General features: G+C 46.6%; 21 protein-coding genes and 8 tRNA genes. 8 read left to right on the forward strand and 21 right to left on the reverse strand.

Annotated features, from left to right (window positions below):
- Nucleotides 1–38: 38 nt before the first annotated feature.
- Nucleotides 39–629, forward strand: a complete 591-nt coding sequence (locus tag IT398_01235) for a hypothetical protein (protein MCC6290677.1) — start codon at nucleotides 39–41, stop codon at nucleotides 627–629.
- A complete protein-coding gene (locus tag IT398_01240; GenBank protein ID MCC6290678.1) occupies nucleotides 626–982 on the forward strand; it encodes a hypothetical protein in 357 nt (118 codons plus the stop codon). The genes IT398_01235 and IT398_01240 overlap by 4 nt, the downstream gene beginning before the upstream one ends.
- Here IT398_01240 and IT398_01245 read toward each other — a convergent pair.
- Genes IT398_01245 through IT398_01255 form a run of 3 tightly spaced genes read right to left on the reverse strand, consistent with a single transcriptional unit; the run spans nucleotide 979 to nucleotide 3,989 of the window.
- A complete protein-coding gene (locus IT398_01245; GenBank protein MCC6290679.1) occupies nucleotides 979–1,362 on the reverse strand; it encodes a DUF192 domain-containing protein in 384 nt (127 codons plus the stop codon). The two genes, IT398_01240 and IT398_01245, sit on opposite strands and share 4 nt — an antisense overlap.
- Nucleotides 1,341–2,081, reverse strand: a complete 741-nt coding sequence (gene rsmA / locus IT398_01250; GenBank protein ID MCC6290680.1) for a ribosomal RNA small subunit methyltransferase A — start codon at nucleotides 2,079–2,081, stop codon at nucleotides 1,341–1,343. Before rsmA ends, IT398_01245 begins: the two co-directional genes overlap by 22 nt.
- A 30-nt stretch (nucleotides 2,082–2,111) precedes the next feature.
- Nucleotides 2,112–3,989 carry a UvrD-helicase domain-containing protein gene (locus tag IT398_01255; GenBank protein ID MCC6290681.1) on the reverse strand — a complete coding sequence of 626 codons (1,878 nt, stop codon included), beginning with the start codon at nucleotides 3,987–3,989 and terminating at the stop codon, nucleotides 2,112–2,114.
- Nucleotides 3,990–4,309: 320 nt separating this feature from the next.
- On the opposite strand from IT398_01255, the gene IT398_01260 reads away from it, so the two are divergent.
- Nucleotides 4,310–5,128 (forward strand): M23 family metallopeptidase, encoded by an 819-nt coding sequence (locus IT398_01260; GenBank protein MCC6290682.1) that lies wholly within the window; start codon nucleotides 4,310–4,312, stop codon nucleotides 5,126–5,128.
- A 12-nt stretch (nucleotides 5,129–5,140) separates the two neighbouring features.
- Here IT398_01260 and IT398_01265 read toward each other — a convergent pair whose 3' ends face one another.
- The 6 genes from IT398_01265 to rpsO are packed head-to-tail and all read right to left on the reverse strand — an operon-like array spanning nucleotide 5,141 to nucleotide 9,560.
- Nucleotides 5,141–6,700: a YifB family Mg chelatase-like AAA ATPase gene (locus IT398_01265; protein MCC6290683.1), complete on the reverse strand. Its 1,560-nt coding sequence runs from the start codon at nucleotides 6,698–6,700 to the stop codon at nucleotides 5,141–5,143.
- Entirely contained in the window at nucleotides 6,690–7,049 is a 360-nt protein-coding gene (locus tag IT398_01270; protein MCC6290684.1) for a TraR/DksA C4-type zinc finger protein, read from the reverse strand. Before IT398_01270 ends, IT398_01265 begins: the two co-directional genes overlap by 11 nt.
- A 23-nt stretch (nucleotides 7,050–7,072) precedes the next feature.
- On the reverse strand, nucleotides 7,073–8,245 hold the full coding sequence (locus tag IT398_01275) for a hypothetical protein (GenBank protein MCC6290685.1): 1,173 nt from the start codon (nucleotides 8,243–8,245) through the stop codon (nucleotides 7,073–7,075).
- Nucleotides 8,238–8,774, reverse strand: coding sequence for a hypothetical protein (locus tag IT398_01280; GenBank protein MCC6290686.1), 537 nt, complete (start codon nucleotides 8,772–8,774; stop codon nucleotides 8,238–8,240). The genes IT398_01275 and IT398_01280 overlap by 8 nt, the downstream gene beginning before the upstream one ends.
- A 9-nt stretch (nucleotides 8,775–8,783) precedes the next feature.
- Nucleotides 8,784–9,323, reverse strand: coding sequence for an NYN domain-containing protein (locus tag IT398_01285; GenBank protein ID MCC6290687.1), 540 nt, complete (start codon nucleotides 9,321–9,323; stop codon nucleotides 8,784–8,786).
- Nucleotides 9,324–9,560, reverse strand: a complete 237-nt coding sequence (gene rpsO / locus IT398_01290) for a 30S ribosomal protein S15 (GenBank protein ID MCC6290688.1) — start codon at nucleotides 9,558–9,560, stop codon at nucleotides 9,324–9,326.
- 96 nt (nucleotides 9,561–9,656) lie between these two features.
- Here rpsO and IT398_01295 point away from each other — a divergent pair, with 96 nt between their 5' ends.
- Nucleotides 9,657–10,535 (forward strand): tyrosine-type recombinase/integrase, encoded by an 879-nt coding sequence (locus tag IT398_01295; protein MCC6290689.1) that lies wholly within the window; start codon nucleotides 9,657–9,659, stop codon nucleotides 10,533–10,535.
- Between the two features lie 213 nt (nucleotides 10,536–10,748).
- On the opposite strand, the gene IT398_01300 is transcribed toward IT398_01295, so the two are convergent.
- Both IT398_01300 and IT398_01305 read right to left on the reverse strand, forming a co-directional pair.
- Nucleotides 10,749–12,224: an HD domain-containing protein gene (locus IT398_01300; protein MCC6290690.1), complete on the reverse strand. Its 1,476-nt coding sequence runs from the start codon at nucleotides 12,222–12,224 to the stop codon at nucleotides 10,749–10,751.
- A 12-nt stretch (nucleotides 12,225–12,236) separates the two neighbouring features.
- A tRNA-Gly gene (locus tag IT398_01305) sits at nucleotides 12,237–12,307 on the reverse strand.
- 46 nt (nucleotides 12,308–12,353) lie between these two features.
- Between IT398_01305 and IT398_01310 the strand changes: the two genes are divergently transcribed.
- Nucleotides 12,354–12,425, forward strand: a tRNA-Arg gene (locus IT398_01310).
- Nucleotides 12,426–12,456: 31 nt separating this feature from the next.
- Complete coding sequence (locus IT398_01315; GenBank protein ID MCC6290691.1) at nucleotides 12,457–12,891, forward strand: YraN family protein; 435 nt, start codon at nucleotides 12,457–12,459, stop codon at nucleotides 12,889–12,891.
- 548 nt (nucleotides 12,892–13,439) lie between these two features.
- Here the strand turns inward: IT398_01315 and IT398_01320 are convergent.
- From IT398_01320 to IT398_01345, 6 genes are all read right to left on the reverse strand, one after another.
- The gene (locus IT398_01320; GenBank protein ID MCC6290692.1) at nucleotides 13,440–13,862 is read right to left on the reverse strand and encodes a DoxX family membrane protein; all 423 of its coding nucleotides are present in this window, start codon (nucleotides 13,860–13,862) and stop codon (nucleotides 13,440–13,442) included.
- Nucleotides 13,863–13,901: 39 nt separating this feature from the next.
- Nucleotides 13,902–13,973: transfer RNA gene (locus IT398_01325), tRNA-Pro, on the reverse strand.
- A gap of 5 nt (nucleotides 13,974–13,978) precedes the next feature.
- Nucleotides 13,979–14,989: a DUF4215 domain-containing protein gene (locus IT398_01330; protein MCC6290693.1), complete on the reverse strand. Its 1,011-nt coding sequence runs from the start codon at nucleotides 14,987–14,989 to the stop codon at nucleotides 13,979–13,981.
- A 125-nt stretch (nucleotides 14,990–15,114) separates the two neighbouring features.
- A tRNA-Ala gene (locus IT398_01335) sits at nucleotides 15,115–15,188 on the reverse strand.
- A 4-nt stretch (nucleotides 15,189–15,192) separates the two neighbouring features.
- Nucleotides 15,193–15,266 (reverse strand) — tRNA-Val (locus IT398_01340).
- A 29-nt stretch (nucleotides 15,267–15,295) separates the two neighbouring features.
- Nucleotides 15,296–15,368, reverse strand: a tRNA-Pro gene (locus IT398_01345).
- A 59-nt stretch (nucleotides 15,369–15,427) separates the two neighbouring features.
- On the opposite strand from IT398_01345, the gene IT398_01350 reads away from it, so the two are divergent.
- Nucleotides 15,428–15,498, forward strand: a tRNA-Pro gene (locus tag IT398_01350).
- Nucleotides 15,499–15,506: 8 nt separating this feature from the next.
- On the opposite strand, the gene alr is transcribed toward IT398_01350, so the two are convergent.
- Nucleotides 15,507–16,634, reverse strand: a complete 1,128-nt coding sequence (alr, locus tag IT398_01355) for an alanine racemase (protein ID MCC6290694.1) — start codon at nucleotides 16,632–16,634, stop codon at nucleotides 15,507–15,509.
- A 360-nt stretch (nucleotides 16,635–16,994) separates the two neighbouring features.
- Nucleotides 16,995–17,065 (reverse strand) — tRNA-Gly (locus IT398_01360).
- Between the two features lie 21 nt (nucleotides 17,066–17,086).
- On the opposite strand from IT398_01360, the gene IT398_01365 reads away from it, so the two are divergent.
- Entirely contained in the window at nucleotides 17,087–17,227 is a 141-nt protein-coding gene (locus tag IT398_01365) for a hypothetical protein (protein ID MCC6290695.1), read from the forward strand.
- 54 nt (nucleotides 17,228–17,281) lie between these two features.
- On the opposite strand, the gene IT398_01370 is transcribed toward IT398_01365, so the two are convergent.
- Together IT398_01370 and rny are read right to left on the reverse strand one after the other, a co-directional pair.
- Nucleotides 17,282–17,554 (reverse strand): HU family DNA-binding protein, encoded by a 273-nt coding sequence (locus tag IT398_01370; GenBank protein ID MCC6290696.1) that lies wholly within the window; start codon nucleotides 17,552–17,554, stop codon nucleotides 17,282–17,284.
- A 41-nt stretch (nucleotides 17,555–17,595) separates the two neighbouring features.
- On the reverse strand, nucleotides 17,596–19,125 hold the full coding sequence (gene rny, locus IT398_01375) for a ribonuclease Y (protein MCC6290697.1): 1,530 nt from the start codon (nucleotides 19,123–19,125) through the stop codon (nucleotides 17,596–17,598).
- Nucleotides 19,126–19,345 lie beyond the last annotated feature (220 nt).

Genomic DNA, 19,345 nt, shown 5'->3' on the forward strand with positions numbered 1-19,345 from the left:
ATATGCTATAACCGTGTTATACTTCTAGGGTAAAACTTATGAGGAAGAAACTTCTTATCGTTTTGTTGTTTGGTGGTATTTTGTTTAGTAATACGTCGCTCGCTTTAGCGCAATCTCAAAGTGTCAACACATTTGAGGTAACAAGGCTAGTTGAGATTATTCAGCGCATAGTTGAGCTAATTAGCAAGATTAGTTTAAGGCCTGCTGTTAATCAACAGCCGGCTGTTGTTCGTCGGCCAACCCCGACATCTCTTTCCGGCTTAGCTTCTGGTTCACAATTAGCCACAAATCCAGCAAGTCAAACGACCGTCTCGCTATCTTCCCCTGCCCCACTAGTTCCGCCCACGATTTCTGGTGTCAGCCCGTCTGCTGGTGGACCACATGAGACAATTACCCTTTCCGGCACCGGCTTCACGCCCACCGGGAACACGGTTTACACCGGTTATGGTGAAGTAGTTCGCCCTTCATCAGACGGAAGAACAATCACTTTTGATTTTACTGTTCCCGGTTTTCCTTCTAATACAACATTATTGAAACAGCACGGTTTCCCGAGACTGCCCTTTGGGTTTTATGTTCGTAATGCGAATGGTTTAACGGCCGAACCGGGGCGTTTCTTTTTGCAATTATGAAATCTATTTTCCTAATCATCGGAGCGGTCATTGTATCTGTGGGTGTGGTTTGGTTTGGCTTTGGAAAACAGACGCCACAAACTGATGCTGCTACCCCCTTCACTTTTGGTGGGATGATTGAGGAAGTGGAATATTGCTGCAACGGGGTGGCGGTCACAATTGGTCCACCGAGTCCCGGCGTATTTATGTTTGACGAGACCTCGCAACTTTACTCACACTATAATATTTTCAGCCCCGGTCCCAATGTGGTTGGCTCGGCGATTCCGGGAGGAGTTTGTAAAAAACTTTTCTTTGAATGTTTTCCTTCCCCGACTTTCGGGACAATTGTCCAGGTTGGAACATCCGACCTCTAACTGGGGTTTTTTTCCAAAACATAACGAATCGGTTTGGGTGGGGAGAAAGTTTGCGGATAAGTTGAGGGTAAGAGATTTTTTTCTATACCGACCACCATCCAGTTTTTATCTAGCCAAATTATATCAATGGGGAAGCGCATGTCCTTCATCCAGAAGGCTGGGACGGTATCTTCTGGGTAAACGAAAAGCATGCCAGAGTCCTCCGGTAAGCCCTCTCGACCAGATAAGCCTCGCGTCATTTCTTCCGGGGTTTGTGCCAACTCCAAGTCAATTTTCTTTCCGTCCAGTATTATCGTTTGTCGCGGTGGATGGTGAAAAAAGATAGCAGCGAGAATCAGTGGCACAAGAGTCGTTACCGCTAAACTTGCTCGGCGAGGCATAGCCAGTTTTCTAGAGTCAAGTTTTCTGCTCGACCTGTTTCACTGATACCACATTTTGTAAAAATTACCGGTGAAACATTTAAATGGTTGCGCAACATCTTGCGTTTACTCCCGAATCCCCTTTTCACGATCTCGAAAAATTTTGTTTCGTCAACTTTGATGAAGTTGTCTTTGCTTATCTTCTCGATGGAAAGGATTGCCGAATGTACTTTCGGTATGGGGGTGAAACATTTTGCGAGAACTTTCTCCACATATTTTGGCTGACCGAAAGCCTTGACGGCGATTGAAAGTAAGCTCTCCTTGCCGTCTTTGGCGACAATGCGCTTCGCGACCTCGTCTTGTAGCATCAGTACCATTTTCTCTGGCTGGTTCTCCGACTCTAGAAATTGTCGCAATGCTTGTCCGGTTATGTAGTAAGGTAAGTTGGCAACCAGCTTGTATCTTTTTGGTAAATCAATTTCCAACTCCAGAATATCGCCGTGGATTAGGTTCAGTTTTTTTCCGGCGAATTTTCCTTGTAACAACTCAATCAGCCGATCGTCCTTTTCTACCGCGATTACCCTTGCGCCGGTTTCTAGTAAGAATTTAGTGAGGAAACCTTGACCCGGACCAATCTCCAAGACTGTTTCTCCTGGCCCCAAGTTTGCCGTTGCTATAATTTGGCGCGCGACTCTTTCCGAACGCAACCAATTCTGGCCCAATGATTTTTTCGCTAGCATTTGTTCCTAGATTATACCGCAAATAGACTTTCAAAAATCGATAAAGCTGGTCGGTTCGTTTTCTGTTTCTAACAGCTCTGATGGAATATCACTCAGGAATTCAGAAGGCAAGGTAACTTGACGGGAACCATAAATGGTACGAAGTTGTGCGTAGGAGAGAGACAGTTTTTCTTTTGCGCGTGTGAGGGCGACGTAAAAGAGTCGCCTTTCTTCTTCGGTGTCGCGGGTTTCGTTTTCATTTTCGCGACCACGGTGGGGAAAAAGATCTTGTTCTAGTCCGATAATAAAAACGGTTTGGAATTCCAATCCTTTGGCGGCGTGAACCGTCATTAATTTCACCCCCACTTTTTTCTGGTCTTTTTCGTCCAGGCTATCTTGGTCAGAGGCTAGCGTTGCGTCGTCCAACAATTTTTCAATCCCTTGTTGAGGGGGGAAGTGGTCGTACTTTAAGGCCAGTGTCGCAAGTTCTTTGGCGTTCTCCAAACGCTCCCCTTCTTCTGGCCCACCTTCGCGCCACATTTTTGCCAGACCGGTCTGTTCGATAACTGTTCTGATTAGGTCAGAAGGTTTTTGGGCGGGTATCGCCTCGCGGATAGTTTGTAAAATTTTTCTAAACTCCGCCAATTTTGCTCTAACTTTTGTCGATAATTCAGCTTCTTGATTAGAAAATATTTTTGCCAGAGTCACCTTGCCGAGACCGCGTGGTGGTAGATTGATGGCGCGCCTTATGCTCACAACATCTTCCTCGTTTAAGGCGGCTCGAAGGTAAGACAGCACATCTTTGATTTCTTGTCTCTCCAAGAATTTTGTTCCTAGTACCTGATAAGGGATATCAGATCGTAGCAAGGCTTCTTCGAGAACACGAGATTGGAAATTAGCACGATAAAGTATGGCGATTTCGTTTGGATTCTTTCCTGCTCGTATTAATTCAGCGCATTTTTCTGCCACTAGTTGCGCCTCCTCTCTTTCGTCTAGGGTGATTGTTAAGCTAATTTTTTCCCCGGCCAGATTTCTGGTGAATAACTTTTTGTCATGTCTCTCGCGATTTTGTTTTATGACCTCGTTTGCCGCTGCGAGAATATTTTGGGTGGAACGATAATTTTCTTCTAGCAAAACAACCTTGGCTTCGGGAAAATCTTGCTCGAAACGTAGTAGGTTACGGAAGTCTGCTCCCCGCCAAGAATAAATTGATTGATCCACGTCTCCCACCACGCAGATATTTTTTCGTTCCCCCGTCAGTAGTCTAGCCAGGCGATACTGAATCGGGTTGGTGTCCTGATATTCGTCAATGTGTAAGTAGTGCCAACGTTCTCGGTAGTGATTTAGGGTGTCTGGGTCGCGTTCCAGTAACTCTGTCGTTTTTAGTAGCAAGTCGTCGAAGTCTAGGGCCTTTTGTTTCTGAAGGTTTTCTTCATATTTTTGCCACACACTTAAAACCGTGTCGGTGAAGAATCCACTGTGGGTGTTTGCGCGATAGCTGGTCCGATTTAAGCCGTCACCCTTTGCGCGCGAGATCCCACCAAGCACTCGTCTCGGCTCCAACGATTTTGGGTCGAAACCGAGCTCCAGCAGAATTGACTTTATCTCTCGGGAAGAGTCATCTTTGTCGAAAATGGTAAAATTTCTGTTAAGCCCCAGTTTTTGGGCGTTGTCACGTAATATGTGGACGCCAAGCGCATGGAAGGTGCTCACGAAAACTTGTTCATTGCCCACTCTTTCCCGCAGTTCTCGTGCCGCCTTGTTGGTAAAGGTGATGGCCAAAATCCGATCTGGGGCCACTCCTTTCGTAAGGAGATGACCTATTCTCTCGGTTATTGTTTTTGTCTTGCCGGCTCCAGCACCCGCGACAATTAAAAGCGGGCCCACTAAATGTTCGACCGCCGTTTTTTGTGCTTCATTTAGTGACATTTAGGCATTCTAACATATCCACAGGCGGGGCTTGTGGAGTTGAAATTGGGGTTATTTTGCGTTAGAATGATGGTCACGGTTGAATTGTAGAAAACGGCTTAAAATATAGCTATTATACCGCAAAACCCCTTTATTTGGCTTAACTTAGACCTATTTTACCCCAACTAAAAAGACTCCTTTTTTCTCTTGGTTTATTTCTGGCTGTAACTAGCCTTATTTTCGCTTTCGGTCACCGCACTAGTTACGCCGGTTTCTTTGGGTCTAATTCTCAAAATGTTGGTTTATCAAGCTCGCTTACCTTGACAGGTAATAACAACTATATGGGTGGTGGGGATATCACGATTAGTGGTGATGCTCTCCTCCCCGATTCTGGTGTTGTCGGTACCTCTGCTGATATTGAGGAGACACCTCAAAGTGATCAGATTAGCTTATATGTTGTACGTTCTGGTGACTCGCTTTCTGGTATTGCTAAAATGTTTAACGTTTCGGTCAATACGATTGTGTGGGCCAATGATTTACCCAGTAATGCTGTGATTAGAGAGGGTCAAACACTTACCATTCTTCCAATAAATGGTTTAAGGCACGTTGTAACGAAGGGCGAAACAATCGCGAGTATTGCTAAGAAATTTAATGGAGATGAGAAAGAAATCGTTCAGTTCAATGATCTTGTTCCCGATGCCCCTCTGGCGATTGGTCAAGTTGTGCTAATTCCTGGTGGCGAAGAGCCGACATCAGCCAAAACTTCTAGTCCAAAATCGTCCACCCTTGTTAGGGGCGCAAGTGGCCCAAGTTATGCTGGCTACTATCTCCGACCAATCGCAGGCGGTGTGAAGACGCAGGGCTTGCACGGCTACAACGGTGTCGACTTAGCTTCGAGTGCTGGTACTGAGATTCTCGCCTCCGCTTCTGGTAAGGTGCTTGTCGCTAAGTCTGGTGGCTGGAACGGTGGTTACGGCAACTATGTGGTTATTGGGCACCCAAACGGAACTCAGACTTTGTATTCACATCTTCAGAACACAATTGTTTTCGTTGGTCAGCAGGTTGTTCAGGGCCAAGTGATCGGCTACATGGGTGCAACCGGAAAGGCGACGGGTATCCATCTCCACTTTGAGATTCGTGGCGCGAAGAATCCGTTTTAAATAATTTAGTTTTTAGACGCTCCGTGCCTTGGGTCGGTATTGCAGGGCCTCCAGTAAATGTTTTTCCGAGATGTTTTCGTCGCCAGCAAGGTCCGCGATGGTACGGGCAAGTTTTATAACACGATGATAGGCGCGGGCGGATAAGTCTAGATGTTTTGCTGAGTCATTAAGAAGTTTGGTGGCGGGTTCCGTGAGTGGGGCGAACTGTTTCAGCTCTTTCACGCCCAAGTCGCTATTCGTTTTTAGTTTACCGGTCGTCTTTTTAAATCTCGCTGTTTGAAGTTCTCGAGCGTGGAGCACCCGTTCTCGAACAACGGAAGAAGATTCTTCTTTCGTTGTTGTGTCTGACAGTTTCGCGTGATCTACTTGCCCGACGTCAAGCCAGAGGTCAATTCGGTCGGCAATGGGGCCGGAAATTTTTCGTTGATAACGCCAGAGTGCCGCCTGGGAACAAACGCATTCCTTGTTTTTCAATCCACGGTTACCGCAGGGACAGGGATTCATCGCGGCGATGAGGATAAAGTTGGCCGGGAAACTCATTGAACCGCGGGCGCGGGCGACGTGGATGATGTGGTCTTCTAGTGGTTGGCGGAGCGATTCAATAACCCGCTTGTCAAATTCTGGGAACTCATCAAGGAAAAGTACTCCACGGTGTGCAAGGGTAATTTCTCCAGGTTTCGGAATATTGCCACCACCGACAAGCGAAACATAACTGGAGGTGTGGTGGGGTGAACGAAACGGCGGATGGGTGATCAATTTTTCTCCAAGTGTTCCGGCCGAAGAATGGATACCTGTTGCTTCCAACATTGTTTCAAAATCAAGTGCGGGCAAGACGCTGGCAAATGCTTTGGCTAGCATCGTTTTCCCTGTGCCGGGCGGGCCGCTCATCGCTAGGTTGTGGCCACCGGCGGCGGCAATTTCTAGTCCACGTTTGGCTGTGGCCTGGCCCTTAATTTCTGCTAAGTCATTTAGGTAAGCTGGTTCCTCTAATTCCACGATGGTGGTTGGGAAAGATTTGATTGTAGCTACCGGGGCGACCTTACCCTCATTGTCTGTGACCGTTGAGAGGTGGTGGACCAACTCCTTTAGTGTCCTGATGCCGTAAACAGTAAGGTCGTGAATTAACGCCGCTTCTCTGGCGTTATTAAATGGTAAGTAAATTTCTGTGAAACCTTTTTTACGTGAGTGTTCGGCGATCATTAGGGAGCCGCGTATGGGTCGGAGTGTTCCATCCAGACCAAGTTCTCCGAGAAAAAGTTGTTTGTCTGAATCAAATTTGATTTCCCCGGACGCCTTGAGATAAGCCAGTGCGATTGCTAGATCAAAGATCGGACCTTCCTTCTTGATATCTGCTGGAGCGAGAGAGACAATGACTTTTTTGTTGTTCTTTTGCGGCGAACGAAAACCAGAATTTTTAATCGCGGCGCTGATTCGATCACGCGCTTCCTCTACCGCTTTATCTGGTAAGCCGACGATTGAAAAAGAGTGAAGACCTTTCGCAATGTCCACTTCTATATCAATGATTTCTGGTTTCAAGCCCACAATTTGGGCCGAGTGAACTTTACCGAGCATCGATATGTGCTTTGCAAGTGCGGGCTGCTGGGTTTGTCATTAGGCGCTCTTCCTCAATTGCTTCTCCTCCTACCTCGCAAATACCGAATTTGTTGTTGGCGATTCTATCTAGCGCTTCAAGAACCTGATGTAGGCGTTCTTCCAAACCCCGCTCGATTTCTTCTCTCTCATCCATCTCCTCCAGATCATCTGCCACTTCATCGCGAAACGCCGTCTCACTGCCATCAAGCGGTTTTACTTCCCAGTCGGTCTTGTTTTGTGGGTTAATTCTGCCGACTTTACTTAGCTGACTTTCTAGGTCAGTTTTTTCAGCCGTTAGTTTTTCTTGCCAATATTTTAGATCAAACATAATCTTACCCTAAGTCTAGCAGGCTATATTTGGTCTATCAACCGTTCAAAAACCTTTACAAAAGTACTCTCATTTCTGGTAATCAGGATTGTTTTTTCGTCTATAAAACCGTATATAAGAATGGAGTTGTCGGTTTTGTCCACTAATTCTCGCGCATCTTTATTGCGGAGCACACGGTCAACCCAGATCGATTCATTGACATTTACGCTGTCAAGAACTGGTCCCAAATCGCTTGCCATGTAACGCTCCCAATCAAACATCGCCGACCACGCTTGGTCGAAAAAACTTGTTTGAAGAATAAGAAAACTGGTTCTGGTTTCGCCATTATCGTAAACGCCGAAGAAGAAGTTATCACGTAGGTGTCTGGTGAGACCCTCTGGTAGGTTTAGTCCAAGTGACTTTTGAAAATCTCCAAATATTATGGGGGCGCCCAGTTTGGTTAGTTGGATATTAATTAATCCGTTCTGTTCGTTTTTTTGCTTTGCTGTTGTGTCAATAGTTTCGCGTGCCTGACTCACGCTTGTCAGGGCATCAAGACTAATTGGGTGAATGAAATCGGCACGCATGATGCTGTTTTCCAAAATTGGGGGTGGGGTTTCTTTTGTTGCCGTCACGGAAGTTTGCCACCATTGCCAACCGAAGTAGCCGGCCGTTCCAATGAGGATGAAGATCAAGGGCCAAATCAACCAGGTAAGACGACCGCGAGTACTGACTAGCGTGTCCTTTCCGTTGTGTCGGTCGGATATTGTTGCAATTTTAGACAAAGATAAGCCGCGTTCTCTTACGGCGCGTGCCATATCTGTTTTTATCGTTCGGAAACCACTTAGTTTTGTCGTTGTCCCCTTCAGTTTTTCTGTTAATTCTTCTGATTGATTGATTTTGTTTCGTTGATTAACGGATTGTTCTAGTGCGTCTTCTTCTGCTTGTGCCCTTTCAGCTTTAGCTCTAGCAGAAGCTGCTTGGACTGCCGCCGTTTCCGCTGCCGCTTTTTTAATTTTTGCTTGAGCAATATTTTGCCGAGCGATGTTTTCTGTCTCGCTTCGCTCGCGTCGTTCACGATGCTTCTCCCCTTCCATCGCGAGGATCGCTTCCCGGCGGCGTTTTTCTGCAACCTTTTCCCGCTCGATGATTTTGTCGCCACCGAGAGCGCTCCTGGCCTCCCTCAGGCGCTCTTCTTTGGGGTCTTTTTCAGCCATTTTGCATCGTCGCTAGTTCAATTTTTAACTCCTGCAATTTTTGGTCGATTTTCTCTTCTTCATCAAGAAGAGTTCGATATTTTGCGGTATTGGCTTGGACAGTTGTTTCGATTTTCGCTAGCTTTTCTTCCTCATCCCACTTTTTTTTCTCAATCTCCTTACGTTTGTCTTGCACTTCCCAGCGCTTCTTTTCTATTATTTTTTTGTCGGCGGCTAAACCAGTTCTTGCTTCTTCGGACTCTAGACTGATTTCCTCGCTTTCGATTTTTTTTTCTTCGTCAAGAAGCGGGTTAAGTATGGTGCGCAATGCTCGTCGTTGATTGTCCAATTCAATCCAGTCTAGTTCTAGGAGTTCCTTCTCTTTATTTATCTCCGTTAATTTTTGGCGCAATGAGTCTGTTTCAGTTTGAAGCGTCTTCAAACGTTCTTCTCGGTCGTGTTTGGCTGTCCATTCGGCACCAGCCATTGCAGCTTGGGCCTCTGTCCTCTTTTCGTTTAAATTGTCTTTAGGAGTTTTGTCGTCAATCATTACCAACCATTATAACAAAGGTTTGGCGCGACGGCGATTGTTTGGCGTCAGGAGATATTTCCGCGGGTTAGACCCGAGGTCAATGAAGTCATCGGCGATTTCTTTTAGTTTACCGGAAGTGCTGCGTCCGAACGACATTACTTCCACCTGGTTTCCACTGTGGTTCTTTAGATATTCTACGAGAGGAACGAAGTCACCATCGCCTGTTGCCAGGACAATAGCATCCACTCGGGGCGCCATTTTCACTGCGTCCACCGCAAGACCAACATCCCAGTCAGCCTTCTTGGCGCCACCAGAAAAGATCTGTAAATCTTTGGTCTTGATTTCAATCCCCATCTTTTCCATTGCCTCGAAAAAGCTCTTTTCTTCACCGCTTTCTGTCGTGACCACATAGGCGACCGCGCGTACTAAATCACGTCCAGAGACCGCCTCCTTGATGATGGCGTCGAAGTTCACTCGCGCGCCGTAGAGGTTCTTGGCGCAATGATAGAGGTTCTGCGTATCAATGAAAACGCCGACTCTCTGACCCTTATGTTTGATTATCGCCATTTACTTCGCTTTAACTGGTTTCTGCTTGGCGAGATGCTTCTCGTGGGTGCGACGCTTGGCCACCATTTTCAAGAGACCTCGTCGGGAATGCTCATCTTTCTGGTTCTTTTTCAAATGTTTTGTTAATTCAGCAATTCGCTCATTTAAAATAGCCACTTGAACGGCCGAGGAACCGGTATCTTTTTCATGGACACGGCTTTTCTTAATTAAAACCTGTTTTTTCTTACTTTTCAGCATATGCAACCAAGAATAGCATATATCAATTAAAAAAACAAGACCAGTCCTTTCATCGATCATAGTCGCACAATATTTGATATGGGTTAGAATATAGAGATGTCTAGCGAGATTGAAGTTTGGCGACGGCGATTTCTAGAGCATCTGGAAATTGAAAAAGGGCGGAGTTTGAAGACGGTAGAAAATTATGACCGCTATCTCACCGATTTTTTTACTTTTTCCAAGATCAACACGATTAAACAGATTGATGATGAACGGATCCGCGAGTGGCGCTTGGCTCTTAATCGTCGCGGACTCAAGAAAAATACGCAAAATTATCACTTGATTGCCCTACGAACCTTTCTTAAGCATCTTTCTTGGCGCGGAGTGGATTCCCTTGCCCCCAATCGCATTGAGCTTGCCAAGACCGGCGCTCGGGAGCTTGATTTAATCAGTGCTGTTGAGCTTGAGAGATTACTAAATGCGCCGAGTGACAAGGATGAAAAAGGTTTGCGAGACAAGGCTATCTTGGAACTCTTCTTCTCGACCGGCCTGCGTGTATCAGAGCTTTGCGGTCTCAACCGAGACAGTTTTGATCTGAAACAGGACGAGTTCAGTGTTCGGGGGAAGGGCGAGAAGGTTCGTCTGGTCTTTCTCTCCCCTGCCGCCCGTGGGGCGCTACAGAATTATTTAGCAAAGAGGCAGGATCTTACTGGTGAGGCTTTGTTTGTAAATAAAGACGGTGACCGACTCACTCCGCGCAGTGTGGAGCGACTGATTAAGGTCTATGCACTTAAGGCTGGAATCTCTAAGAAGGTGACACCACACATAATTCGCCATAGTTTCGCCACGGACCTACTCCAGAACGGCGCAGATATTCGCTCGGTGCAGGCTCTCCTTGGTCATGCCAATATTGCCACGACCCAGATTTATACTCATGTTACAGACAAGCATCTCAGAGAAGTCCACAAACGCTTTCACGGCAAAGATCGTGCTTAGGAGTGGTGGGGAACTTTGTGTTCAAGGGATACACGCCTAGTTATCCACAGACAGGCACTTGTCCTTGAATGTCCTTTAGATTATCATAAAGGACAGTTGATGATTTGGTCTTTCTGATGAAGCTCCTGTCTCTGACATTTTTTCTCCACCCGTTGGAGACCGAGAGATAATCAACCCCCGCGCTGCGTGCCGGGGGTTTGTTTTTTGGAAAAACTATTTTACGAAATGTTTTTTGCGAATTTCGTCAACGATTCCCTCTTCGAGTTCAGCAATCTTTTCTTTACCGGAGTCACCCAGCTCTTTTAGGGTTTTTTCATCTAGATTCGCTAGTTCTTGGGCACGTTTCATTAGCAACTCCCTTTCGTTTATTTCTGGGTTTTCCAGCACTTCTTCCAATAAAGCGCTAAGAATAAAGCCTATCTTGGGTCCTGGCGGAAGTTTCGTTTCATGAATAACATCGTCTCCTCTTACCTTTAGCATCCCAACACTGGTTGGCTGGCGTAATGCTTCGTCGATCATTGACTGATATTTGCGTAGACGGTAGGGCTGTTCCTTGGGGCGACCCATACCAATTCGGTCACACATCCTGACTTTTAGCAGATCGTCGATGTTTTCTCGTCCAACTTTAGCAATAATACGACGAACTGCAGACAAGGTGATTTTCTCCGTGTCGCTGAAGAACATATGGTTTCTCACCAGGTTAACTACCCTATCGCTGGTTTCACGTGAAAACTTAAGCCTAGCCAGGATAATCTTTGTCATTTTTGCCCCCACAACCTCATGGCCGTAGAAGGTGAAATTTTGCTTATCTTGGTTAAAGGCGCGTGTTCGTGGCTTCGCAATATCGTGAAACAGGGCGGAAAGCCTTATTTCTAGGGGGTATTTCTTGTCGGCGGAGTGTTGGAGGACACGGAGGGTATGTTCCCATACATCGTAAATGTGTTCACCGTTCTGTTTCACGTGAACCCCCTCCTCCAACTCTGGTAGAAAATGCTTTAGGATCATTAGTTTATGGCAGAGAACCAGGCCAACCATGGGGTTGTCCGACATAATTATCCGACATAATTCGTCACGAATCCTTTCCGCCGCAATTTCACGGACTAAAGCCCCGTTTTTTATTATGCTATTCGTGGTTTCATCGGCAATCGTGAATCCGAGCTCCACCGCTAGACGGACACAACGCAGTATTCTTAGGGCGTCTTCGGTGAAACGTTCATCGGCTTGTCCTACAGAACGGATTGTCCGATTCTTTAGGTCACTTTCACCTCCAAAAAGGTCGACAACTTGTCCTTTAGTTGGGTCAAGGGCAAGTGCATTGATAGTGAAGTCGCGTCGCTGCAGATCGTCTTCCAGTTTGTCGCTAAATTTAACACTATCTGGGTGGCGCTTATCAGAATATGCTCCCTCCAGACGAAATGGCGTAATCTCGATGTTTTTCAGTGCTTCCCCGACCCCCGCCGTCTCGTCCACAACTGTAACCGTGCCGAAGTGGTTCTCGTAGAAGGTTTTAGGAAATAGGGACACAATTTGCTCCGGTTTGGCGCTAGTGGTGATATCCCAGTCTTTGGGGGGTCTATTTAGTAAGAGATCTCGAACACAGCCTCCCACCAGATAGGCAGAAAAACCACCTTGTTTTAGGGTGTCGATTATTCTAGAAACTTCCACGGGGATCTTGAGTTGGTGAGACATAGAAACAATCTGTGCGGGTAGGGAGAATCGAACTCCCGCCTCATCCTTGGCAAGGATGTGTTTTACCACTAAACTACACCCGCAACTTTTCTATGTTATCATAAAATGTTGAAGTTTCAACGTTGTAATGCTCTCGTGGTGAAATGGATATCACAACGGTCTTCGGAACCGTCGTTGGGGGTTCGAATCCCTCCGAGAGCACTAAGTATTTAGGACATAAAAGCCAAAAACTGTGGATAACCTTGGGGACAATGTGCATAAAGGACAGACCTTTAAGTTGGAGGTTGGTCAAAAAGGGGAGGATTTAGCTTGTTTGTTTCTTAAGAAACATAATTTTACGATAATTAGCCGTAATTATTGGAAAAAATGGGGTGAAATCGATATTGTGGCTCAAAAGGGGAACGATTTACGTTTTGTGGAGGTGAAAACGGTCTCACGAAACAGTGTTACACGTGAAAGCTTGGGGGGAGATAAGGATGATTATGAGCCGGAAGATAATATGCATTCATGGAAACGCGCTCGTTTGCGACGCGTAATCGAGACTTATTTGTTGGAAAAAAATATCGACGACGACAAAATTGATTGGCAGGTAGATGTGATTTCTGTTTACATTAATCCTGAGGGACAGGAGTTAAAAATTGACTGGCTGGAAGATGTGGTGTTGTAGGGTCACTTATGCTAGTTTTGATTCAGGGAATGTCCTTTTACCTGAGAGGTGGTGATAGAAATGGCGAATAAGAGACGGATTGTTGTACCTGTAGAACATGTACCGTATCGCGACTTTAAACATCGGAGAAAAGCTAAGAATGGACAAGTCTCTAGGGGACGGCGCGCGACATTTCGTGCTCGGATGCCGAACGGGCTAAAGTTGAGGGAGCGAAAAGCAGTAAATCGCGTCTGGTTTTCTGTAAAAAGACTCTTTGTCTCACTTGATGTTTCGGAAGTCACGGTCAATCTCGGTTTTGTTAAGGTTGTTTTTAAGAAAAAATAACGCCTCGTCAAGGAGTTCCAGCCTCAACCGAAACGGTTGAGGCTTTTTTATAAATTATCTTTGTTGGGGGTGCTATCTCGGCTTTCTGTTGGTGAATTTAAGGTATTTTTTGGTGTTCTCGTCGGTAGTCGAGCCCCAGATCACGGATATTTCGCGAGATTTGTCCGTTTTTAGCACGATGTTAACGGTGCAGTTTTCAGAGATAAGGGAATTCTAGATACCCCTTAGGCCCGTCTCGTCAAACTCCAAATTTTTCCAGCTCCGAAATTGATGACAACGAGTAATGCCAGAATCAGAATGATGTGGTCGTCAATGATAAACGAGTGGGCATCTGGGTGGGGAAAGGGGAGAGCCAGGTAGTAGAGTGCCATTAGAACAATACCCAAGATAGAGCTTAAGCGGACGAAAATTCCTGTTAGTAGTGATAAGCCAAGTAAAGTTAGGCCCCAGGCATTTAGGAAATTAACGATTGGCAAGATACTTGGTGATAATAATGCTCCGTAGAAACCAACAAAGTGCTTCGCACTAGAGATATAGCCAGCTGCCGACCACGAGGAATCGATTATTTTACTGAATCCGGCGTAGAAAAAGAAAAGACCTAAGCCGACTCGGAGTAGGAATAAGGAAATCTTTTGGGTTTTGTTCATGATTGGTTAAGTATAATCTGAACAGAAGATCCTGTCATGTCGGAGCGCCGGGATTCGAACCCGGAGTCTTACGAACCCGAATCGTAAATGTTACCGTTACACCACGCTCCGTTTTATCAGTATCTCAATCCAGCAAATGGTACCTCGTAGAAGATGCCTGCCCCAGCCGTCCCATTGTCTGTACCGAGGTAAGCCTTACCGTTTCTAATCGAGAAACTTTCTTGTTGGTCTGGGGTAATCCCGGTATCAAAGTTCCAGGAAGCCAGAATGGATGAACTATTTTTTCTCGTCGCGTATAGTTTATTGATGTCGTCGTAGACCCAATATAATACTTGGTATTGTGGGTCAAAGTATAGTGAAGCTAGGTCATTGGAGTTTGATGGTTTCCCCGCGATCATTCCCAGGTTCTGGATTGTTCCAGTGCCTTGATTTATCCGGTATTTGTAAACTCGGCCATTGCATTGGCTACCTGCGTAGAAAATATCCCCAGTGCCATCGTTTTCCACAAACGTTAGAGCCTCGAGCCCGTCTGTGCCGCCGTTACCGCCCGTGCAGGTTTGGAGGTCGGTTAGGGGCCAAAATGTACCAGGGGTGTTCAGGTCATTAGGTAAGTGAGTCTGGGTGTTCCATTTGAAAATGCTTGGTGGATTTTCCCTTCCTACATAGACGAAATCGCTTGCGGGGTCAGCAACCGCCAAACCCTCGATGTCGCCCAGGTTACCCCAGCGACCTAGGATTGAGCCGTTGCTGGCAATCTGGACCATTTTGCCACCATCATCTACTATCCAGAAACTGTTTGAACGGTCATGCCACTCTGCACCACTAACCTCTCCGGCGTTGCTACTAGTGAGCACGGTTTTCGCTCCGAAGGTGGCTTGGCAAGTGTTGCTACAGCCGTCCGTATTATTAGTATTGCCGTCGTCACATTGTTCGCCGCTGGCTGGTTGAACGATGCCGTTGCCACAGGCGGAGAGCGGTCTTTGTAGTGGTTCAGGGGATACGGCACCTTGTCCAATCGGGCGACTTTGATAGAGAATTGCTAACTGGTCTTGTGACCGGTCGAGAATAATGGATGAAGAAACGATTAGGACGATTCCAACAAGCACGAGGACTGTTAATCTTTTCATTTTTCTATTTATTTAGCCACTTATAATCTTTCAACTCTAGCAGATAAGCTAGTTTGCCACAAACATAATGTTTCCAGGCGCGGAATTCGATTAGCGCCGAGGCAACTTCTTCTCAAAATCAAATTTGGTGGACCTAGCGAGAATCGAACTCGCGCCTCGGCAATGCGAATGCCGCGTCGTACCACTAGACTATAGGCCCGCGGTGGGCAATACAGGAGTCGAACCTGTGACCTTACGAATGTGAATCGTACGCTCTAACCAGCTGAGCTAATTGCCCGTTAACACAATCTCTTTTAAAAATCTCTGTCGGAGCGCCGGGATTCGAACCCGGAGTCGCCCGCTCCCAAAGCGGGAATGTTAGCCGTTACACCACGCTCCGTCTTGCCCGTAGCTTGCCTCGCATCGTAGCATGATTTCGTTATAATGTCATAGCGAAAGCGGGATGTAGTATAGTGGTAATATATGCCCATGGGGTGGGTAAGCCCCGAGTTCGATTCTCGGCATCCCGACAGTGTCTCTAAAAATAGACCCGTTTCATTAGGGGGTTTAGTTGCGTTACGGTTTCGTAGTTAACGGTGTCGGAGAGGTTGGATAATTCGTCCGCCGTCATCTTGTTCTTACCATCCTGCCCTATTAGTGTGACAATATTGCCAACCCGCACCCCTTTAACCGTCGAAACGTCGACGATGATCATATCCATCGAGATGCGACCTAGAATTTTTGCAAACTGACCACGGATTAAAACCTTGCCGATGCTGGAAAGGGATCGTGGGTAACCATGCCAGTAACCAATTGGGCAAATTGCAATCTTGCCAGCCACCGCCAGTTTCTCTGTGCCGTCATAACCAAGCTTGCTCCCGGCTGGTAGATTTTTTACTTCGCTAACAATACTTTTCCAGCTCAAAACTGGCCGCAAGTTTAACTTCTTCTGGAATCCCGCGGCCACTTCCTTCGAGGGATAAAAGCCGTATAGACCAATACCAATTCGGGCTAAGTCCAGCTGGCTTTCTGGGAAAACGATGGCACCGGAAGTGGCCGCGGCGTGAGAGAGGGGATGGAAGCCCGCTTTTCTGGCCAATTCTGTCACTTCTAGAAATTGTTTCAGCTGAGCGCGAGTTTCGTTGGGGAAGGCGGGGTTTTTCGCCGCTGGGAAGTGGGTATAAATACCCTCAAAATTTTTTATTTTATTTTTCTGTAAAAATTTCAAAACTTTATCGATTTGTGTCGGCAAGAAGCCCTGTCGGTGCATGCCGGTGTCAATCTTAAGGTGAAACTTGGCCGGCCACTTTTTCAACAATTCCAAATTTTCAAAACTGGAGATAGTTAAACTTAAATTATATTTCACCGCTTCCGCAAATTTCTCTGGCAATGTGTAACCAAGAACCAAAATCGGGATCTTAATTCCGAAATCTCGTAGCGCCTCTCCTTCCACAATGGAGTCCACGCCAAGCCAATCTGCTCCCAGTTTTTCTTGCAGTTTCGCGAACTGAAATAAGTCGTGGCCGTAGGCGTTTGATTTGACCACCGCGAGTAGCTTGGTCTTTTTGTCCAACAATTTTCGAAAGACGTGGTAATTGTGCGCAACTTTTTCCTCGTCAATCTCCAGCCAAGTTCGCAGGCCGTCATGTGCGTTTTTTAGTTTCATGGTGAATTTACTCTAGCAGTAAAAGGCCCTGGTGTTAAATGTCATTGACGTGAATCCTAAAATGCACCAAACTAGTACTGGACTGGTTATTTAACGATGAGGGAAGTATCGGAATACTTCCCAGATTGTGTTTTAATATAAGGAGATATTGTGAAACGTAAACGGAACAGAGAGATTGTCGGGTCAGAAACGATTGCTTGTTTTCCCGTGCGACCTGTGCGCACCGCAATGCCTTCAAGGGTCCGTAAGATCGTCAAGGAGGCGATTGCCAAAGCCCGCGTTGCGGCAGGCAAGTAGACAGACAGTTGTTTCCCATTTCACCCGCCCCTCGCGCAAATGCGAGGGGCTTTTTTTGTTTTGTGCGGGATGGGGGAATCGAACTCCCGACTACAGTTTGGAAAACTGTCGTTTTACCACTAAACTAATCCCGCTTTGTGATACTATATTACCCAATGTCGAACTTGCCCGAGCTTAGCACGAATCTTTTCATTGAGACAATCATCTCTTTCGTCGCCCTTGTGATTATCTCTGGCCTTTTAACCTTGCAGATTATTTTGAAAATCACGGAGACATATCTTCATTCTGGGTACTAAGAAACCCCAGCTAGAGTGGCTGGGGTTTCTCGGGGACTTTCAACCAAAGTCGTTTTACTTTACGGCGTCCTTTAAACCTTTGGCTGGGCGGAACTTCGGCACCCTCATCGCGGGAACCTGAATTGGCTCACCTGTTCGGGGGTTGCGCGCGGTGCGGGCCGCTCGTTTGCGCGCCGAGAAGATACCAAGACCGGAGATGGATACTTCACCATCTTGCTTCAGGGTAGCGGTGATGGAGTCAATAACCACGTCCAGTGCTTGCTCCGCGGCCACCTTCGTTCCACCAATTTTCTGGTGAATCGCTTCAGCTAGTGCTTGTTTATTCATTTTTTCTTAAAAATGGCTGATAATCGCCTATTATACACCAATTATCTGGCGTATTCAATCACACGACTTTCTCGGATAACTGTCACCTTTATTTCGCCTGGGTATTTTAATTCTTGTTCCACTCGGAGGGCAATCTCTCGGGCCAATTTTTGGGCTTCTAGGTCGCCTATTTCTTGTGGTTTCACGAAGACACGAATTTCTCGGCCCGCTTGGATGGCATAGACACGCTCAATTCCCGGGAAAGTGTTCGCCAGATCTTCTAATTCCTTCAAACGTTTTATGTAATTCTCTATGCTGTCGCGGCGAGCGCCTGGCCTTGCGCCACTGATGGCATCGGCCGCCTGCACAATTCGAGATTCTAGGGTTTCGTAGGGGTATTCTTCGTGGTGGGCTTGCATTGCCTTAACCACCTCTGGCGAAGCACCAAATTTTTCTAGAATTCTTTTGCCGATTTCTACGTGAGTGCCAGGCACTTCGTGGTCTACGGCTTTGCCGATGTCGTGGAGTAATGCTCCAGCGCGGGCCACGGTGGGGTCGGCTCCTAATTCTTCAGCGAGCATTCCCGCCAAGTGGGCCATTTCCACCGAGTGTTGTAGTACGTTCTGGCCATAGCTTGAACGGAAATGTAATCTTCCGAGAATTAAGGTGATGCGTGGATCTAGGTTGAAGACGCCAGCTTCATAGGCCGCTGCCTCTCCCTTTTGTTTAATCGTTTGTGCAATTGTTTCCCTTGCTTTCTCCACCATTTCTTCAATTTTGGCAGGTTGGATACGGCCGTCAGCGATGAGGTCGATCAGGGCCGTTTTTGCAACCTGTCGGCGAACAGGGTCGAATGAAGAAAGGGTCACTGTTCCTGGTGTGTCGTCGATGATGACTTCTACGCCGGTCGCCTTCTCAAACGCGCGAATATTGCGACCTTCTTTGCCGATAATTTTTCCCTTGATGTCGTCCGAGGGAATTTCCACTGTTGTCGCAAGCACCTCTGGTATGCTGGAATTAGCGAGACGTTGAATAATCGTCGTGAGGATTTCCCGTCCTTTCGTTTCTAATTTGTCGTTATGTTCAATCGTCAGTTTTCTCATCCGCGCAAGCAGGTCTTCCTCGGCTTTTTTCTCTACGAGGCGGATAATTTCTTCCCTGGCTTCTTCGGGTGACAATTGTGCTACGTGGCGTAGTTTTTGTTCACGCTCCTCTTCAAGGGCGGAGATTCTTTCCCTGACCCGTTCCATCTCTTCTGCGCGCGTTTTCAGGTTTTCTTTTTCTTGTTCGAGATCCGTTTGTCGTTTATCCAGCAAATCATCTTTCTTTAGCAGACGTTCTTCGCGGGTTTTTAGCTCGATTTCTTTTTGTTTCTCAACTTCCTTGATTTCCTTTAATTTTTCTGCCACCTCCTCTTCTGCGTTGTCTATAATTTTTTGGGCCTGATCTTTAGCCTCAAACATCATCTGTTTGATGGTTAATTCCATCGAGCCCTTCTGTCCTAGGGTGATTAGCCAGCGGAGAAAGTAGCCAAGGACGAGACCAGCGAAGGCCGCCGTCCCGGTGATAAGCACCAGGGTGAATAATGACATAAACAGTTTTTGGTTCTAGAGGAGAACATTAGTAAAGTTTGACATATCCACTCTAACAAATTGTGTTTACCTTGTCTAACCTTTATAATTAAACCCATGAAACCCCTCTTTCTCCTCCTCCTCGCTTTTCTCCTCTCCACCAACCTCACTTACGCCGCTTGGGAACTGCCAACGGCCACCCCACCAAACGGCAACCCTGATGTCCCCGTGAACACTGGTC

The sequence above is a fragment of the Candidatus Nomurabacteria bacterium genome, assembly GCA_020847275.1.
Taxonomy (GTDB): domain Bacteria; phylum Patescibacteriota; class Minisyncoccia; order Phycocordibacterales; family JACOZG01; genus JADLCI01.

Coding starts and splice junctions, on each gene's coding strand:
- rsmA (MCC6290680.1), bottom strand. CDS start 2,081: ATGCTAGCGAAAAAATCATTGGGCCAGAATTGGTTGCGTTCGGAAAGA.
- IT398_01285 (MCC6290687.1), bottom strand. CDS start 9,323: ATGGCGATAATCAAACATAAGGGTCAGAGAGTCGGCGTTTTCATTGAT.
- IT398_01255 (MCC6290681.1), bottom strand. CDS start 3,989: ATGTCACTAAATGAAGCACAAAAAACGGCGGTCGAACATTTAGTGGGC.
- IT398_01300 (MCC6290690.1), bottom strand. CDS start 12,224: ATGTCTCACCAACTCAAGATCCCCGTGGAAGTTTCTAGAATAATCGAC.
- IT398_01295 (MCC6290689.1), top strand. CDS start 9,657: ATGTCTAGCGAGATTGAAGTTTGGCGACGGCGATTTCTAGAGCATCTG.
- IT398_01320 (MCC6290692.1), bottom strand. CDS start 13,862: ATGAACAAAACCCAAAAGATTTCCTTATTCCTACTCCGAGTCGGCTTA.
- IT398_01235 (MCC6290677.1), top strand. CDS start 39: ATGAGGAAGAAACTTCTTATCGTTTTGTTGTTTGGTGGTATTTTGTTT.
- IT398_01245 (MCC6290679.1), bottom strand. CDS start 1,362: ATGCCTCGCCGAGCAAGTTTAGCGGTAACGACTCTTGTGCCACTGATT.
- IT398_01240 (MCC6290678.1), top strand. CDS start 626: ATGAAATCTATTTTCCTAATCATCGGAGCGGTCATTGTATCTGTGGGT.
- alr (MCC6290694.1), bottom strand. CDS start 16,634: ATGAAACTAAAAAACGCACATGACGGCCTGCGAACTTGGCTGGAGATT.
- IT398_01330 (MCC6290693.1), bottom strand. CDS start 14,989: ATGAAAAGATTAACAGTCCTCGTGCTTGTTGGAATCGTCCTAATCGTT.
- IT398_01270 (MCC6290684.1), bottom strand. CDS start 7,049: ATGTTTGATCTAAAATATTGGCAAGAAAAACTAACGGCTGAAAAAACT.
- rpsO (MCC6290688.1), bottom strand. CDS start 9,560: ATGCTGAAAAGTAAGAAAAAACAGGTTTTAATTAAGAAAAGCCGTGTC.
- IT398_01280 (MCC6290686.1), bottom strand. CDS start 8,774: ATGATTGACGACAAAACTCCTAAAGACAATTTAAACGAAAAGAGGACA.
- IT398_01275 (MCC6290685.1), bottom strand. CDS start 8,245: ATGGCTGAAAAAGACCCCAAAGAAGAGCGCCTGAGGGAGGCCAGGAGC.
- IT398_01370 (MCC6290696.1), bottom strand. CDS start 17,554: ATGAATAAACAAGCACTAGCTGAAGCGATTCACCAGAAAATTGGTGGA.
- IT398_01365 (MCC6290695.1), top strand. CDS start 17,087: ATGTCGAACTTGCCCGAGCTTAGCACGAATCTTTTCATTGAGACAATC.
- IT398_01260 (MCC6290682.1), top strand. CDS start 4,310: ATGGGTGGTGGGGATATCACGATTAGTGGTGATGCTCTCCTCCCCGAT.
- IT398_01265 (MCC6290683.1), bottom strand. CDS start 6,700: ATGCTCGGTAAAGTTCACTCGGCCCAAATTGTGGGCTTGAAACCAGAA.
- rny (MCC6290697.1), bottom strand. CDS start 19,125: ATGTCATTATTCACCCTGGTGCTTATCACCGGGACGGCGGCCTTCGCT.